Source organism: Cytobacillus oceanisediminis (assembly GCF_004366035.1).
GTDB classification, from domain to species: domain Bacteria; phylum Bacillota; class Bacilli; order Bacillales; family Cytobacillaceae; genus Cytobacillus; species Cytobacillus oceanisediminis_C.
In genome coordinates this window covers 437,810-453,280 of record NZ_SOEE01000003.1, presented here as the reverse complement: position 1 = coordinate 453,280, position 15,471 = coordinate 437,810, and the positions used below count along the sequence as shown (strand labels likewise).

The window sequence follows — 15,471 nt, the reverse complement described above, 5'->3', positions numbered from 1 at the left end:
GGGGTAGCAGCATTGCGTTTATATCATTTATTGCTTGATGTGTTGTGCCATTATGTGTGTACGGTTCATCCAGCCCTTGGGCTCAAACTGCAATCGTTTTGTTGACCATAACTCTATCTTTTGGGAACTTTCTTCGATTTTAGTTTTTTATCAAATAGTTTTCTTCAGGCAATCCAGCTGATTTTATTTTTACACTAATAACCCAGCCAAAATAGAGTTCCTTCCCTTGTAGTTGCACTGGGCCAACTATTCTGTCCTTCTTTAGAGTTAAATGAAATAGTTTTACAAACTCTTCATAGTCGTCAAACCATTTTCCAGTCTCACTAAATGAAATGAACAAGCGAATGTTTGGCAGTTATATTCGTAGCTTCAATCACTGCAAATGCAGCCCTATGTAATAATTGGTTCCTTTATTTTGAGTACTTGAGATTCCTGTAACCCCAATATTTCGAGTAGGAAATCTAATCTTTTCTTTTCCCTTCACTAGGATTATTACCTAACCAGGCTTCTACAGTTTCCCCAAACGGAACTAAGACCTTTCCTTCCACCATAATCGTTATTAGTTCATTATTTGACTTCGCAAGGACGTAAAGAACATTCTGGGAACTTGCACTTCCTCCAGGTAAAGGCTCTTTATACTCTGGAAATCCAAACAATACTTCTACATTTTGGAATACCGGTAACTCACTCTGTTTGAGTACCCTATCAACGCAAGCTGGCAATTTTGTCGCTCTTTCCCTACAATAAGCCAATTCATAAGCGGAATATCCATTCTTCGACTGCTTTTCAGGGTTTGCAAGGAACTATCTCCATGATTCTGGACCATTTGTTGGTATAAAGTAATTGCCCATTAGCTTATCCCCTATATATATTTTCATTTATCATTGAATAATAGTTTTATAGTTTAAGTAATGCTCCACCGTCTTCAAATATGTCTTCCATTCCTTATATTGTTCTTGGATTTTTCCAACCAAGGTATCGTCAATCAGATTTTCTTCGTTATATATGCCATGGCGACGCATACTTTCTAGCCTTTTAATATATTGCTCTACAGAAATGGGCTGTAACTTCCTTTCTCCTTTTTTAAGTGTATGTTTCTGCATTAAATACTCTTGAAAGTCCAATTCTTTACTCCTCCCCTTTGCTGCAGGCGTTTCATGACGGTGTATATTATTTTGATTTTTCACAAATAGCTCCCGGAACCATTCTTCTCCTTTTGCTGACAGCTGTGTAACGAACTCTTGCCCAATCCCTGTCTTCACTGTACAAAATCCATCTTGTGTGTGTTGCCATGTTTTTTGGTGAACCTGTGTAAGATTCTGATAAAAAAAGATTGGGAGTTTCCAAGTAGCTTTATTAGATTCCTTATTGCTTGAGAGCAATAAGGAATCATTTAGAGTAGTAAAATAACCACAGCCTGGAATTTTCAAATCTTCAAATAACCATTTATCGGGTAAAAAAATATAGTTCTTCTGGTTTCTATTAAAAGCGGCTTCTGAGATGTGAGGATGATGGTCGAGGTTGTATTGTTCAATGATTTCTTTACATTCCTTATAAGTTTCTATTCTCTTCTTTATCTTTAGCCACCCGTATATATAGTGGCCCGATATTTTTCTATGGGATGTTGACTGAAACCCACCAAAGAATAGAAAAACAGACCCTTCATTAACATTGTGTTTCTCTAAATGAGGTGCAGCATTGAATTGGCCAAACCCCTTACCGATTTTGAATTTTTCATTTTCTTCTATCCAAGGGGGTATTCCCAGCATTGGATCGAAATGAGCAAATAATTCATTATCATCAATGGAAGCGAACTCATTTTTTCGTAACTTAACACGGTCTGTCCCCTTTAAACTTTTATACACCTCACTTAAAGTAGACCCATTTAGGCCACTAAGATATTCATTTTTCACGAGTATATTTGGATATCGAATCTGATTTGAATAACTATTGACCTTTTCCGGTATTGGAAACCATATATATTGCCCCGTTTCATGGTTATATGGAGACAAACATCCACCGCTACCGGAATCAAACCCTTTTCTACTAAGGACTAATTTCATAACAATTACCTGCCTTTAATTATTTTTATTGTACAGGTTAAAATCAAAAAGTAACTTTCGGGAAAGCTCTAGGTTAGTTTCATAAAGAAATTCACATTTTTCTTCTTACCAGTCATACGCCTTTCTTCTTGATTCTTTAAGTTAATTATACAAAAAAAATACCGTTGGGTAATTTTTCCCTAAACGGTATTTTAATTTTGATTATGTATTAATCTTGGAGCATGTAAAAATACGGTAATTTAAGGAGATAGTTTCCATAATTAAATAACGAATTTACCCTAATTTGTTATTGTTTATTTTACTTTTTGACCATAGCTTTAACTATTTTAGGACCAAATTTGACTGCACCGCCAACTAAAGCTACAACTCCAACACCAATTGCTCCTCCAATAAATTTTTTATTACTATCGTCCTGTTGCATTGCATTCAAAGCATGTTTGTCCATACGGTCATAAATGGCTGTCCTTTGTTCAAACGTAAGGTCATCTCTCTTTAACTCTTCTTCATAAACTGAGATAACTTTTTTTATAACGTCAAACACATTTTGCCCAGAATTATGAGACAATTCTGTTGCCTTTACAAATAACTCCTTAACATGAGGGGAAAATTGCAAAAGGTTTTTTACATCTTCCAGTGAAACATCAATATCCGCATTTTGTAATAATTCGAATGCTTCTTCTATCAAGGATAATTCCTTCTCTTGGGAACCATATATATTCTGGCTCATTTAAATACCCCCCTACCATAACATTTATATTAACCTTTATTACAATCATCTTGTAATGGATGGAATTAGTAAAGGTTACTAGGCTGCCATTTCATGATATTACCATTTTTGTTCTCTTGCAGAAACCTTTCTATTAATTATTCCTCTTCGTCCGAGACTGCTAATTTCCGAATTAACCCTCCCCATTAACTACTTTTATTTTCAAGTTCTGGGCTAAGGAGCAGGTGCTGTGATCTAAGAAAAGGTGGATTTAATACTGTAAATGCGACACATGCTGCAGTTTCAGAAAAAGAGATACAGACAATTAATACATTTGTGGATTGTAAACTCAGAGACTAAGTCAGAACCTTTATACTTTACCGTATTTTACCATTAATTAAAAACGCCCTATTATTGAAAACAATTTTATTTCACAAAAGGCAATAACACCTCCAGTGTTTTTATTGCCACCATCCGATCTCCAAATGAACACCTTATCCCCAACTTGTACCTCATCCGAAAATTGCTTTTGTCGAATATTCCAATCTACGACTTCATTTATATATATATGTATCAACATCAAATTGTTTCGGATTGCCTTGAAAAATCCAGTGCCCCATTTGCCTTTCCATCCCTAAAAAATCTTAACATACCGTTCATATGGTAACAGTATATCAGTTAGCCTGTTCAAAAATTAAGATGGGTAAAAAAAACAAAAGAACATGGCTGGAATGGAACACTATTTTGGTGGCCGGTGATTGTTGCATCTGCCCTTACAACACCAACAGTATTTGCTAAGTAAACAATAAAAGTAATTTCTTTTAAAAAGAATTAATAATTTCCCGATGAAAAGTTTATAAAAAGAAAAGCTTAGATAGTCATTTAAGAATCATTCCCCCTTTTTGAAAGGGGGGGGATTTTTCAAGTTACCACCCATACATTCCAGTTTGGCGTAATAACCGAAATTGCTTTGTTCCCCGTTTTCATGTAATTCTTGTTCAAGGTCCTCAAGCTCATCAAGAGTTAAGTCTCTTAATCTCATATTTTCACACTTCTCCTGTTCCACTCTTTATAGTATTTTTCAATTCGCTGAAATATCATACCATATTTTAACAGCAAGAGAACTCCTATCACAACAAACTTTACGAAAACAGCCTTATAAACGTGGTACATATTCATGGCAATACCAAAATCAGAGAAATAGCTGCCAAATCCCATCCCATGATAAAATACAAAATATATATTTTCTAGTAAAGGAATGATTGTCTATTAATCTGACAGAAAAGGTGAGAAGCCTGCCCTTAGCCCCAGGCGTATATCTCATGAAGGATTCACAAGGTCAAGTTCTGTATGTGGGGAAGGCGAAAAATCTTAAGAATCGGGTTCAGTCTTATTTCCGTAACTCTACCAACCATTCACCAAAGATTAAAAAGCTGGTCAAACACTTAAGGGATTTTGACTATATCCTGACAGATACTGAATTCGAGGCTTTTATGCTTGAATGCCAATTAATTCAAAACATTAAGCCGCTATATAATCGAATGATGAAGAGTCCGCAGTCATTCATTTATATCTCGATCAGCCTTACCGGCAAGCACCGTAAGATTGATATTGCCTATAATCACATTGAAAATGACGGCAAGGTTTATTTTGGCCCTTTTACAAGCAGCAATGTGGAAAGAGCTCTCCGAGGCTTAAAGGAATGCTTTAAGCTGAAATGCAGCAACCCCATTGGAAAGAACTCTGCTTGTCTGAATTATTCCTTAGGCTCATGCCTTGGCCGGTGTCTTGGTGTGCCTGCGGAACAACAGTACAATGACATCCTTGACAGGTTTATCGGTTTTCTGAAAGGCACTGACATGAGTATTCTTGAGGAAATGAATCAAATGATGTTGAACGCCTCTGAAGCATTTGATTTTGAATCGGCATCCGCCTATCGGGATCATATACAGGCAGTAAGCTCCCTGTTAAAGAAAGAAAAAGTGATCGAATTCACCGAAGAAAATCATAATATCGCCGCTATCGAAAGACTAACAGATTTAACGATTAAACTTTTCCTTATTAAAAGGACGGAAATTCTGTTCAGCCACAGCTATGCAGCAGCAGGCAACATTGAGGAAAAAGTAAAAATGAACATTTTAGCTTATTTTAATAAAGATGAAGCAAATGCAGCCCGAGACGTTAGCAGACATGAAATCGATGCAGCGCATATTATTTACCGTTATTTACACAGCGGCAGCTGCTCTTATCTCATCATTCCAGAAAACTGGCTGGACCATGAGAATCATTCCACCCTGGATCTGGCACTAAAGAATTTACTAAATAACCCTCAACACTTCCAGCCCCTTATTTAAAATGAATAAGGGGCTGGTTTTATTGCACTTCTATTCATGTAAGATAGAGCTGTAACAGGCATTCCGTGCAAAGGAGCCTAATCAGCAGCTAAAAAAACCGCTGATTAGGCTCCTCATTCGTACATTTCAGTTCACATACTCATTAGCAAAAGCCTCATCCACCCTAAACAAAACAGTAAAAGGAACTGACTCATTAAAATAATAAGCAGTCTCCCCCCTGTACTGAGTAACATCAATTATCTCTGGTATATCTATTGATCTTAAAGTTACTCTGAGTCGTTCAATAGATTTGATAAACGTGTTCTTCTTTACCTCTCCATCACTGCCAGTCCTTCCATAAAAATAACGCATGGTGATTCTCGTGCAGGGATTTTCCTTGCTGGAGGACAGCAGGAAGTGTCTGATCATATTGGCCTGGGTTGGGGTGATAATGACTTCCTCCCCATTAAATAAGAGAATATTTTCGCGGTCATTAAAGTACAGGACCAGTTCATTAGGTTCACTGTTTTCATAGAGGTCTTCACATGCTTCTTTTGAACATGTTTCGGTTTTATTTTTTGTGATTTTGTAGAATGCATGGTTCTGTAAGTATTTTTCATTCGATGACAATGTTTCAAATAATGGCGACAGCTCTGGATTTGGCAGCTGTTCCTCCTGGAAATATGGGAGATTTTCCATCGTTTCATAGGTTTGGCTGGCAACATATAAAGCACTATTGGCCAGATACATATGTGCATGGAATTCCTGCTGCTGATTAAGGGCGTATCTTGGATCATTCAGCAGCTGCCTGTTCAGGGCTTGCTGAAAATAGCGGACGGCTGAGCCATACTTGCCATGTTTATAAGCCAGAAAACCAAGACGATAATAGGCAATGGGAAGTTTTTGCTCTAAACCGATGGCCTTGATCAGTGACTCTACAGCATCACCGTCATCCTTGAAGTGATTCATTTTTATATATGCTCCGAATTTGATAAGATGGGAAACAAGCAGTTTCTTCGTGTACTGAAGGGCATCATCATATTCCGGACCGCTGTTTCTGGCTAAGCTTCTTAGTTTTTTATACATAGTTTCATAAACGATCATAAGCTGCATGTAAAAGCCATAATCGCTTTTTTCTCCGTTTTCGTGAAGATCCTGTTCAAGCAGCTCCAGCTCGTCCAGGGTTAAGTCTTTTATCTTTAAAGTCCTCATCCCTACACCTCATTTCTATTAAAAGGTGCCAGCATTGACACCGCATCTATCATGTATCAGGAACACTTTCAACTATATAGAAATCACTCCTCCGTTTCGCGCGAATATTGTCGAATGAAATATGAATTTTTTGTTGCGAATCTCATACATTATAGGTGGCTTAAATCTTTTAATTTCTCCCATATTTACTTGAGTTTGAAAAACACGAACAAATGTTTTATCATTTATCTATAATATCCAACGAACGGAGGAAACGATTGATGTATGTAACCATTTCAGACTTTATTAATGAATGGAAAAGAGAGGCAGTGCTTACGCAAAAGGTGTTAGACGAATTAACAGATGACTCTTTAAAGCAGCAGGTTTACCCGGAAGGACGCACATTAGGGAGAATTGCCTGGCATTTAACAGCAAGTATTCCAGATTATTTAGCTCATTTCGGGTTAAAAATAGAAAAAGCTGTAAATGAAGAAAATGTCCCCGCTTCTGCAAAAGAAATTGCGGATACATTTAAAAAGCTGAGTGAGGAAGCAGCTCTGGCGATTGAGCAGCAGTGGACAGATGACTCATTGAGCCAAACACAAAATGCATTTGGAAGAGAAGAAACCAATGCTCAAATTTTGATGGGATTAATCAAACACATTGTGCATCATCGGGGGCAATTGACTATTCTCATCCGCCAGGCAGGATTAAAGCCATTTGGGGTGTATGGTCCGCCAAAAGAAGACTGGGTTAATTTAGGTGTAACTAATCCGCCGCTATAAAGGGAAAGAGAAAAACGCTCGGAAATTGCCGGGCGTTTTTCTTAGTTGCTAGATAAAAGGCTATCATAAGCAGCCCTCTCTATTTCCCTTTTCTTCTCCTTCCTCCCCTTTTTTCAAATGACCTTATTAATAAATTCTGTTAAACCAGAAGAAAATCCAAGCAGCGCCACTATATATAAGAACTCGAGGGTAATTGTCCATCTTTCAAAATGGTATAAGTCTTTTAGGGCAGCTGCCACGAATAGGAACAAAAAAAAGAGCCTAGCCTCCACAGTACGCTAATACTTCAACGAACCGAAGGACAGGCCCACATGTTTATAAAAAGATTAAACTTAAAGCTATCTCCTTTAAATGCGGTTGGTCTGCCCATAAAATGAAGTAATTGTAGGTTTGTCCTTGGATTGTAATGGGAGTTGGGTACCTTACGATTAAAGCGGATTGATTCAGCATTTCTGCTGGCTGGTCCGCAGAGGGAAAAATGTAGCAGGCTTCCTGGTTTTGAATTCTAGTCTTCAAGATGCTTGGCATGGATCCATAGGGCATTAATGGATGGAACGCTTCTCCATGGCACACCTCATCTAAGTTTTCACCTGCTGAAATCGCTGATATTTGAAAAAAGCCGTCAGCACCTTCGTATCTTTCCTCGTTCACTTTTCGCCAGTTTGACGGATATTGGAAAGTAACCTTGTAGGTCGTGTTCGTATAGGTCTGTTGGGTACCATCCAATATGGCAGTTGGAGACCATTGAAGTGACTGAATGTTAACTCCTGCAATTAGCCGTATCGGGACGGGGTGACGGAGGTCGATAGCCCACATTTCACTTGCAAATTCCTGTTCCTTGCATCCACTAAGATAGGCTATTTTTGTTCCGTCTGTTGACCATGTGACAGGCGTTGCAAAACAATTAGAAATAGCCCAAATCCGATCCTCTTCTCCTCGCCTCCCCACTGTTCGAACTTGTGAAAAATACCCCCGATCTTCAAAGGCGGTAGCGCTATAGGCAATTTTCAAAGAATCAGGTGACCATGTCGGATAATAATTTTTTGCAAGGGGCCCGCCTTTTACTTCAGCCACATTGCCTGTTGAAAGCTCGATGGTGTGAATGATGGAGATGCTGACACCTGGTGTTGTATAAAGAACAAAGCTTCCGTTGGGTGATAGCTGGGCATTATTAAGCCGCCCTCCTGTGTTACGTGTAATTTGCTGTTTCCCAGTTCCGTCGGTTTGAATTCGGTAAAGCTGACTAATTCCTGATGCATCCGGTGCCTGGAATAACAGTTCCCTGCCATTCGGAAACCATTGAACATCTGTTGAGTCAGGTTGTTGAATGCTTTGCGCTTGATGAGACAGAACGTTGTACATGATAATGCGACCTTGATTCGTATAAGCAATTTGGCTGCTGTCAGGTGACCAATCCAATTTGAATTCAGCACCTTCTTCCATCTGGTCAATTTGAGCGATCGCACCAGATGCAACATCCACAACATATATAATTCTGTTCTTTCCAATAAACGCAATTCTCCTGCTATTGGGTGACCATTCTGGACTTGAAAAAGAGTCACCCAATCCACTGGTGAGCTGCACGTTCTCTCCTGTCCGGGGATTATATAACCAAATATCATATTGCCCTCCTCGATCAGCAGTATAGGCAATAAGGCCTTGGCCACCAGGAGGGGCGTATGGAATCCTTAATTTCATTCCGGGAAATAGCTGTGAGGATGAAAGCTGGTTTACAAACCGAATAAGCTCAGTATTTGCCTCCCCATTCGTAATGACATTAAAACGAATGGCAAGCTGATAAAGTGTATCCCCTGGCTGGACGATATAATATGGAACACCTGGCGGAACTTTTAATAATTGACCGGCCTGAATGACATAGGGTGGCTGAAGTTGATTCGCCTCTATGATAACTGAAGGCGGAACTTTGTATAATTGTGAAATTCGATACACTGAATCTCCTTGCCTAACACGCACAGCATCAACCCCAGGTGGAACGGACAGCTGCTGACCTATATAAATCGTGTAAGGGGGCTTCAAATTATTTGCCGCAATAAGGGAATCGGCCGGAATTTCCCATCTCCTGGAAATCCCATACAGCGTATCACCTGAACGTACTGTATAAAAAATTTGCATGATCTTCACTTCCCAAAGAATAAATTTCCATTGAGGAATTAAATGCGCACACAATATCTGCCCATATACTATTCATTAGGAAGTGCGAGGTTCTGTGCAAATGAGGAAGAATTAGATAAAAAAGAAATTTAATTCCTATATAGATAGCTCTATTACAGATCTGTATAGCATGATTCGATTCAAAAAAAGCCTGAAGGAATCATTATTAGCGAAAAAAAATTGTGGTAAAAATATAAAAACCTTCAATTGGGAAGGTCTTTTACTAAGCAGCCCTCTCCACTTCGTCATCACAAGCTCTGAAAGATAATGTCTAAAGATTTCGATGATCCCCGCACCTCCAAGGACACCATCCGGGGTTTCGAACCATAGATCCTCGTCATTAAGAGGACATCCACTGTGACTTCATTTGAGAAAACAATATGCATTCCATATTTCGATGAAAATCGAATTATTTAGCTCTTATAATAGAAATGAAGCAATAAGAAACTTAAATCCAAATCAGGAAAAGGAGCCTAATATTATGAGTAGCAAAGAACAATCATTAAAGGCAAAAACCTTTCACCACTTACATCAGCAAGCGTCAACCTTTGTTCTGCCAAACGCATGGGATGTAATCAGTGCAAAAATGTTTGAAGAATGCGGCTTTAAAGCGATTGGAACAACAAGTGCTGGCATTGCTGCTTCTTTGGGGTATTTGGATGGACAGAGTATACCTCTTAACAAAATGGTTGAAACGATTGAAAATATCGCCAAATCGGTAAGTGTTCCTGTGAGCGCAGACATTGAGGCAGGTTATGGTCATACGGTTGAAGAGGTTTTAGAGACCGTAAAAGCAGTAGCTGCTGCTGGAGCTATCGGGATAAATCTGGAGGACGGTACAGGTGATCCTAACCGGCCTATAGTTGATATGTCATCTCATGTGGAAAAAATAGCAGCTATTAAAGAACTATCGGAATCCAGAAATATGCCGTTATTTATCAATGCACGGACAGATTTATATTGGTTAAATGCTGGGGATTCTTCAACGCGTTTACAAGAAGCTGTACAGCGGGCAAAAGCCTATCAAAATGCAGGGGCAGATTGCATTTTCATTCCTGGTTTAACTGATAGGAAGATTATTAAAAGGATTAGAGAGGAAATTTCTTGTCCGATCAACTTATTGGTTGACTCAGAGATGCCTTCTTTATCGGAGTTATCTGAGATCGGAATTGAAAGGCTTAGCTGTGGTTCCAGCCCATTCAGAGCGACATTAACCTATTTACGGTCTATCAGTGAAGAAATTGTAAACCGCCAGACCTTTCATCAAATGACAAATGGGGATGTTCTTTCTTATAGAAGATTAACTGAATTCATTCAATAAGAACTTCTAATACCCAACAACAAAATGATGAATTTTGAGAAGCCGATTTTTCTATAATCAACAAATCGGCTTTTTGTTCTCCTTCCCATTTTGATGATTTTCAGGGAATGTTTTAGATTGTTTGACTCTAAATATTAACTATCAATTGACCTGTTCGTTACCGGCGGCTCATTAAACCAGTCTTTCCTTACCAATAGCTTAAACCCTTGCTCTGAATAGCTTTCCACCTGTTCAATTAATTCCTTTAGTGTTTTCACGTGACTTTTTTTATAACTGGAAATCACAGCAGTTTGCAGATTGCCGATTCCGATAGGATTTAAGAACATGGTTAAGTTAGCCATTAGCTTATCTGAAAATGGGGAATTATTCACCTTATGAACATGAGACTCTAATCCGGTGGTTGTCGGGACTCCGTTTTCTCTATATATTTCGGATAAAACATCCACTTGATGATAGGACAATTTGATCCCATCCTGCAAAAAACTCTTTGTATCTTCATCCTTTGCCACATCCGAAAAAGCAGTACATAGAGCTAAACCAACATTATTACATTGAAATGAACCAAACATACTGGCTAATTCAACAGCATTAAGCGGCCTCTGCTGGGTTGATGCCACTTTAAATAATTTGTTTTCTCTGTCTTCAGCATCCTTGTATGAAAAAGACCTGTTTTGCAGTAAACCTTTGTGCTCCAGCAAATTTAAAATAGTAATGTCAATTTGAATTAACTTATTGAGTATTTCTTTAAAAAAATTCTTAACCTTTGGGACAGTTAAGTCTGTATATTGAAAAGAAAGTACACCCAGTCCATTACTTGTTATATGCTTTAGAATTTCTATCATTAATTGATCAGAAAATAACTTTTCTGTAGGGCTATGTAAATCATTTTCACTAAAAAACGGTGTAATATTTAATCCATTATCAGCTAAGAACTGCCAAGCCTCTTGTTCCTGAAATGTTGAAAGTGTTTTAATCTCCGTTAATACATCTTTCAAATCAGTATCTTCAGCAGTCTCAATCAGATTTCCCAAAAAAATATTGACCATATTTGAACTTGAATGTAAGTACCAAAGAAAGCCTAATTCGTTTAAATTCATTTAAAAGGCCCCTCCACAATTTATTTTCTTTTCTTAGTTTGTAATTGAAAATGCTAATTATTCATTAAATTGCATTAGGTTTAAATATCTGCCAGCGACAATCCTCTAAGGGCTTAACAATAAAATGCTGCATTGTTTAGAATGGTTCGATGTTTTTTTTCATTATTATCTTCATTAACAAGAATCCCACACTGACACCTGGTATTACACACAATATGGGAAGCCAAATAGGCCCTAATAATACCCCAAAAACCTTAAAGGTAGAGGAATATATACATCCCACCGTAACAAAGTAAGCTGAAGACACAAACGGAAGAAAAGAATAACTGTTTTTCCCTCCTCCGGCATCTTTAAAGGAATCCCACATCGCAAAGAAATACAAACACGGGTAAAACATCAGCCACAAATAATTGGTTTCTGCTATTGCCTTTTCAATATCTCCATGAAAACTTGAAATAATGACCCCGTTAAAATTCGCTTGTACATTGATAAGGAACTCTAGAAATACAATAACCATTCCCTTTATCAGTTTTCCATTTAAAAATTGCCCAAAACCAGGAAGTGCAATACTCCATAATAGCCTTTCTATAGATGTCCCCATTCTATTCTGACCCCTTACCATTTCAATGTGATCACATTCTCTTTATATAATCCCTTTTAAATAGCAGCAATATATTTACCGTATTATCCTTTTCTGCAGCTCTTGAAGTTAACAATTCACTATTACTCATCAGTACACTTTTTATTATGTAAGCACTCTTCACAAACTAAACTCCCTTTTAATAGGAGAAAAAAAGCCGCCGAACCGGCAGCTGGATTTTAAAGCATATATGATTAGATTTAGAAGATCTCATTAATTGTTGATAATGCATTAATAATTATATGTCCGGATAAGTGCGTTTAAATTTTACGGAATAAAGCAGGACATATACAACAATAAATGCAGCAAACAGGTTTAGTATAATCAGCGAAAAGTTCAAATTGAAAAATTGGGTAAGCATTCCGACTCCAATAACGGGAACAATAAATCCAGAATACGCACACAAGTAAAAGGCCGATATGACTCGTGGCCGTTCTTTTGGTTCCGGTAACTGTCCGGCAAGTCGTAAGGCAATTTGAAAAGTCCACCCGCCTCCGATAGATTGGATGAAAATGCCTGTCCAGAGCAGCGGCAAACTTGATGTTAATCCAGATGAAACAATAACCCATGACCCCATAGCAAGAAGCAGGATGCCCAATCTAATACGCGTAACGGGATGACTCGGCCAGGGGATAAACTGAGCCATTGCTGCTCCACTGAGAAGCACGAAAATAATTAATCCGGAGACAGCAAGGTTGGACGTATGAATGACATTCTTGACGAAATTAGGAATAAGAGAAAACGCGATTCCTTGGATGGTGAAAACTGTGAAGATCGGCAATCCGGCCATTGAGAAGAAAGCAGAACGAATATTGCCTGGCACACCAAGCGATATCTTAGCTTTTACGCGTTTTTGTTCGCTGGAAGCAGCATCTTTAGGAATAGATTCCAGCACGATTAGTGAGATGATAAGCAGGACGAGCAGAATCCAAAATGGCAAGTAGAGTGGCAGGTAATGTATATATTGCACGATCATACCCGCAATAGCTGGTCCCAGCCCGAAACCAATGAGAATCGTAACACCTGATAATTTGAGAGCTGCACCTATTTGGCTCGGAGATGTTTGCTTCATTAGCAAAGCAGCAGCTGTACCAGTAAAAGCTCCGTATGCGATTCCTTCCAATGATCTGGCGACATAAAGCATCCAAGGATTTTTGCCTGCCAGAAAGAACAAGGTAGAGGCAATGGATATCCATATACTGATGCGAACCACCTTCTTTAATCCCCACGTGCTGCCTTTTTCTCCAGTAACCAACAAAGTCGGCAATAGAAATGCAGCATAAATAGCAAACAGGATCGTGATTTGCAGACTGTTCAGTTGATAAGTCTCACTATATAGAGGGAATAATGGAGTAATAAAGGTAGCCCCACACGACATCAATAGAGAAACCAATAGCATTCTTTTCACTGTGGTAATCCCCACTTTCTTTTATAAATTCTTCAATAATAATAAAAGTTACTTACTAGAAGGTAAGTTTTTTCCTTTAAAAAAACCGTTTCTACGGTTTTTTTAAGAAACGATTTAACTGATTTAGTACATCGGCTAATACATCATCACCTAGAACACGCCTGTATAATAAAGCTCCTTTAACACTTGATAATATTGTTATCGCTACTTGATGGGCATCATCAGAGCTATTTAAGATATTTTCAGCTTGTGCCTCGGCAACTAATTCTTTCATTACTCGGAGCTCCAGTCTGCTGACTTCCCCAATCTTCTCTTGTACGATGGATGGCAAAGATTCATAATCCGTCTGCAGCGAAGAAATAGGACAAATTTCAGTACACTCGAATCTTTGAGCCTGCTGCTGGATGAACTGCTTTAGCTTCTCTTCAGCAGAAGCCGGCGAATTTTTAATTGACATTAATGATTCCTGCAGTCTCAATAACATACGATCTGTAACTGCGACTCCTAAATCCTCCTTCTTTTCAAAGTGATAGTGAATGCTTGCTTTGGTCACCCCAAGCTGTTTAGAAATGTCATCATAGCTGAAGGCTACATACCCTTTTTGCTGGATCAATTTAATGGCTAAGTCTACAATTTGTTTTTTTCTGTTTTCCATGCCCCAATAGTAACTTACTAATAGGTAAGTGTCAAGATTAGAGATCCAGAGTCAAAAGTCAAATAAATACTCTCTTTCTTGTTGTTTTACTTCAGAGCTTTGGCATTTAATACTTATGATTAACATATTCGGAAAATCAGTTAAAGATCCTTTAAGTGCTTGTTCAACAATAGCACCCTATTATTGATGACAAGTAAATAATTAATAATTATCTGTGTCATATTAAAATGTAAAGTTCCCTATATGAGGTGATATTATGGAATATGCATTTCAAATATTAAAAGTTTTAGGACGAATTGTCACCATTTTGCCGCTAGCATTATTTGCAACACTTTATATGGGAAAACGATCCATAGGTGAATTGCCGGTATTTGATTTTTTAGTCATTTTAACTTTAGGTGCTGTAGTTGGTGCTGATATAGCAGACCCAAAGATAAATCATTTATTTACAGCGATTGCTATTATTGCAATAGCTTTACTACAAAAATTAATTGCAACCTGGAAAATCAAAAATCGTAAGATAGGCCGTTTGTTAACATTTGAACCTACAATGGTCATTTATCAAGGACAATTTTTAGTGAACAAAATGAAAAAAATACAGTATTCGATTGATACCATTTTACAGATGTTAAGAGAACATCAAATTTTTAATGTCCAGGATGTTGAATTAGCCATAATTGAAGCAAATGGAAATTTATCTGTTAAATTGTATCCTGAAAAGGAAGTTGCACGAGTTGAACATATTCTTCCTCAACCGAATGTTCTTAATAAGGGAATTGATGTACCAGTTGTTATTGATGGAGAGGTTTATGAAAAAGTCCTATACTCAAGGAATTTAAATGAATCATGGCTTTATGAGGAGTTGGAAAGAAAAAATATTTTCGATGTAAAGGATGTCTTTTATGCAGCTGTTAACGATATGAATGAACTATATGTAAGTATTAAAACCACAAATAATCTTCAAAACCTTCCGCCTATTCACCATTAGAAATGGAAGGTTTTAAAGTTTTATATCTCTAATTATAAAACCCTAACTATAAGAAGGGTTTTATTCAGCATCTTATTCATGAAGAAAGTGCATCTCTTATTCAAGAAAGGCG

Annotated in this window: 14 protein-coding genes and 1 pseudogene; 4 read left to right on the top strand and 11 right to left on the bottom strand. The window is 37.8% G+C overall.

The window, feature by feature from the left end:
• Nucleotides 1–139: 139 nt before the first annotated feature.
• The 5 genes and pseudogenes from DFO72_RS30675 to DFO72_RS29445 form a co-directional block, all read right to left on the bottom strand.
• On the bottom strand, nucleotides 140–340 hold the full coding sequence (locus DFO72_RS30675) for a DUF6946 family protein (RefSeq protein ID WP_395858153.1): 201 nt from the start codon (nucleotides 338–340) through the stop codon (nucleotides 140–142).
• A 121-nt stretch (nucleotides 341–461) separates the two neighbouring features.
• Nucleotides 462–791: pseudogene (locus DFO72_RS10450) on the bottom strand (DUF6946 family protein); the annotation flags it as partial.
• Between the two features lie 90 nt (nucleotides 792–881).
• On the bottom strand, nucleotides 882–2,063 hold the full coding sequence (locus tag DFO72_RS10445; RefSeq protein WP_113881635.1) for a hypothetical protein: 1,182 nt from the start codon (nucleotides 2,061–2,063) through the stop codon (nucleotides 882–884).
• A 298-nt stretch (nucleotides 2,064–2,361) separates the two neighbouring features.
• Nucleotides 2,362–2,790, bottom strand: a complete 429-nt coding sequence (locus DFO72_RS10440) for a hypothetical protein (RefSeq protein ID WP_113881634.1) — start codon at nucleotides 2,788–2,790, stop codon at nucleotides 2,362–2,364.
• A gap of 868 nt (nucleotides 2,791–3,658) precedes the next feature.
• Nucleotides 3,659–3,811, bottom strand: a complete 153-nt coding sequence (locus tag DFO72_RS29445) for a hypothetical protein (RefSeq protein WP_166672460.1) — start codon at nucleotides 3,809–3,811, stop codon at nucleotides 3,659–3,661.
• 244 nt (nucleotides 3,812–4,055) lie between these two features.
• Here DFO72_RS29445 and DFO72_RS10435 point away from each other — a divergent pair, with 244 nt between their 5' ends.
• A complete protein-coding gene (locus DFO72_RS10435) occupies nucleotides 4,056–5,123 on the top strand; it encodes a GIY-YIG nuclease family protein (RefSeq protein WP_113881712.1) in 1,068 nt (355 codons plus the stop codon).
• Nucleotides 5,124–5,249: 126 nt separating this feature from the next.
• Here DFO72_RS10435 and DFO72_RS10430 read toward each other — a convergent pair whose 3' ends face one another.
• The gene (locus DFO72_RS10430) at nucleotides 5,250–6,314 is read right to left on the bottom strand and encodes a tetratricopeptide repeat protein (RefSeq protein WP_113881632.1); all 1,065 of its coding nucleotides are present in this window, start codon (nucleotides 6,312–6,314) and stop codon (nucleotides 5,250–5,252) included.
• A gap of 260 nt (nucleotides 6,315–6,574) precedes the next feature.
• On the opposite strand from DFO72_RS10430, the gene DFO72_RS10425 reads away from it, so the two are divergent.
• Nucleotides 6,575–7,078, top strand: a complete 504-nt coding sequence (locus tag DFO72_RS10425; RefSeq protein ID WP_113881631.1) for a DinB family protein — start codon at nucleotides 6,575–6,577, stop codon at nucleotides 7,076–7,078.
• A 315-nt stretch (nucleotides 7,079–7,393) separates the two neighbouring features.
• Here DFO72_RS10425 and DFO72_RS10420 read toward each other — a convergent pair whose 3' ends face one another.
• Complete coding sequence (locus DFO72_RS10420) at nucleotides 7,394–9,211, bottom strand: LysM peptidoglycan-binding domain-containing protein (protein WP_113881630.1); 1,818 nt, start codon at nucleotides 9,209–9,211, stop codon at nucleotides 7,394–7,396.
• Between the two features lie 520 nt (nucleotides 9,212–9,731).
• Between DFO72_RS10420 and DFO72_RS10415 the strand changes: the two genes are divergently transcribed.
• Entirely contained in the window at nucleotides 9,732–10,571 is an 840-nt protein-coding gene (locus DFO72_RS10415) for an isocitrate lyase/PEP mutase family protein (protein WP_113881711.1), read from the top strand.
• Nucleotides 10,572–10,705: 134 nt separating this feature from the next.
• Here the strand turns inward: DFO72_RS10415 and DFO72_RS10410 are convergent, their stop codons facing one another.
• The 4 genes from DFO72_RS10410 to DFO72_RS10395 form a co-directional block, all read right to left on the bottom strand.
• Nucleotides 10,706–11,668 carry a DUF3231 family protein gene (locus tag DFO72_RS10410; RefSeq protein WP_113881629.1) on the bottom strand — a complete coding sequence of 321 codons (963 nt, stop codon included), beginning with the start codon at nucleotides 11,666–11,668 and terminating at the stop codon, nucleotides 10,706–10,708.
• A gap of 136 nt (nucleotides 11,669–11,804) precedes the next feature.
• Nucleotides 11,805–12,269: a hypothetical protein gene (locus DFO72_RS10405; RefSeq protein ID WP_113881628.1), complete on the bottom strand. Its 465-nt coding sequence runs from the start codon at nucleotides 12,267–12,269 to the stop codon at nucleotides 11,805–11,807.
• A gap of 277 nt (nucleotides 12,270–12,546) precedes the next feature.
• Nucleotides 12,547–13,707: an MFS transporter gene (locus DFO72_RS10400; protein WP_113881710.1), complete on the bottom strand. Its 1,161-nt coding sequence runs from the start codon at nucleotides 13,705–13,707 to the stop codon at nucleotides 12,547–12,549.
• A gap of 100 nt (nucleotides 13,708–13,807) precedes the next feature.
• Entirely contained in the window at nucleotides 13,808–14,371 is a 564-nt protein-coding gene (locus DFO72_RS10395; protein ID WP_113881627.1) for a TetR/AcrR family transcriptional regulator, read from the bottom strand.
• Nucleotides 14,372–14,627: 256 nt separating this feature from the next.
• Between DFO72_RS10395 and DFO72_RS10390 the strand changes: the two genes are divergently transcribed.
• On the top strand, nucleotides 14,628–15,359 hold the full coding sequence (locus DFO72_RS10390) for a DUF421 domain-containing protein (RefSeq protein ID WP_113881626.1): 732 nt from the start codon (nucleotides 14,628–14,630) through the stop codon (nucleotides 15,357–15,359).
• The last annotated feature ends 112 nt before the right edge of the window (nucleotides 15,360–15,471 follow it).

Bases quoted from the DNA above. Each gene is read 5' to 3' on its own strand.
- DFO72_RS10405 (WP_113881628.1), bottom strand. From the start codon at position 12,269: ATGGGGACATCTATAGAAAGGCTATTATGGAGTATTGCACTTCCTGGT.
- DFO72_RS10410 (WP_113881629.1), bottom strand. From the start codon at position 11,668: ATGAATTTAAACGAATTAGGCTTTCTTTGGTACTTACATTCAAGTTCA.
- DFO72_RS10395 (WP_113881627.1), bottom strand. From the start codon at position 14,371: ATGGAAAACAGAAAAAAACAAATTGTAGACTTAGCCATTAAATTGATC.
- DFO72_RS10400 (WP_113881710.1), bottom strand. From the start codon at position 13,707: ATGCTATTGGTTTCTCTATTGATGTCGTGTGGGGCTACCTTTATTACT.
- DFO72_RS10390 (WP_113881626.1), top strand. From the start codon at position 14,628: ATGGAATATGCATTTCAAATATTAAAAGTTTTAGGACGAATTGTCACC.
- DFO72_RS10425 (WP_113881631.1), top strand. From the start codon at position 6,575: ATGTATGTAACCATTTCAGACTTTATTAATGAATGGAAAAGAGAGGCA.
- DFO72_RS10415 (WP_113881711.1), top strand. From the start codon at position 9,732: ATGAGTAGCAAAGAACAATCATTAAAGGCAAAAACCTTTCACCACTTA.
- DFO72_RS10420 (WP_113881630.1), bottom strand. From the start codon at position 9,211: ATGCAAATTTTTTATACAGTACGTTCAGGTGATACGCTGTATGGGATT.
- DFO72_RS10430 (WP_113881632.1), bottom strand. From the start codon at position 6,314: ATGAGGACTTTAAAGATAAAAGACTTAACCCTGGACGAGCTGGAGCTG.
- DFO72_RS10440 (WP_113881634.1), bottom strand. From the start codon at position 2,790: ATGAGCCAGAATATATATGGTTCCCAAGAGAAGGAATTATCCTTGATA.
- DFO72_RS10445 (WP_113881635.1), bottom strand. From the start codon at position 2,063: ATGAAATTAGTCCTTAGTAGAAAAGGGTTTGATTCCGGTAGCGGTGGA.
- DFO72_RS29445 (WP_166672460.1), bottom strand. From the start codon at position 3,811: ATGAGATTAAGAGACTTAACTCTTGATGAGCTTGAGGACCTTGAACAA.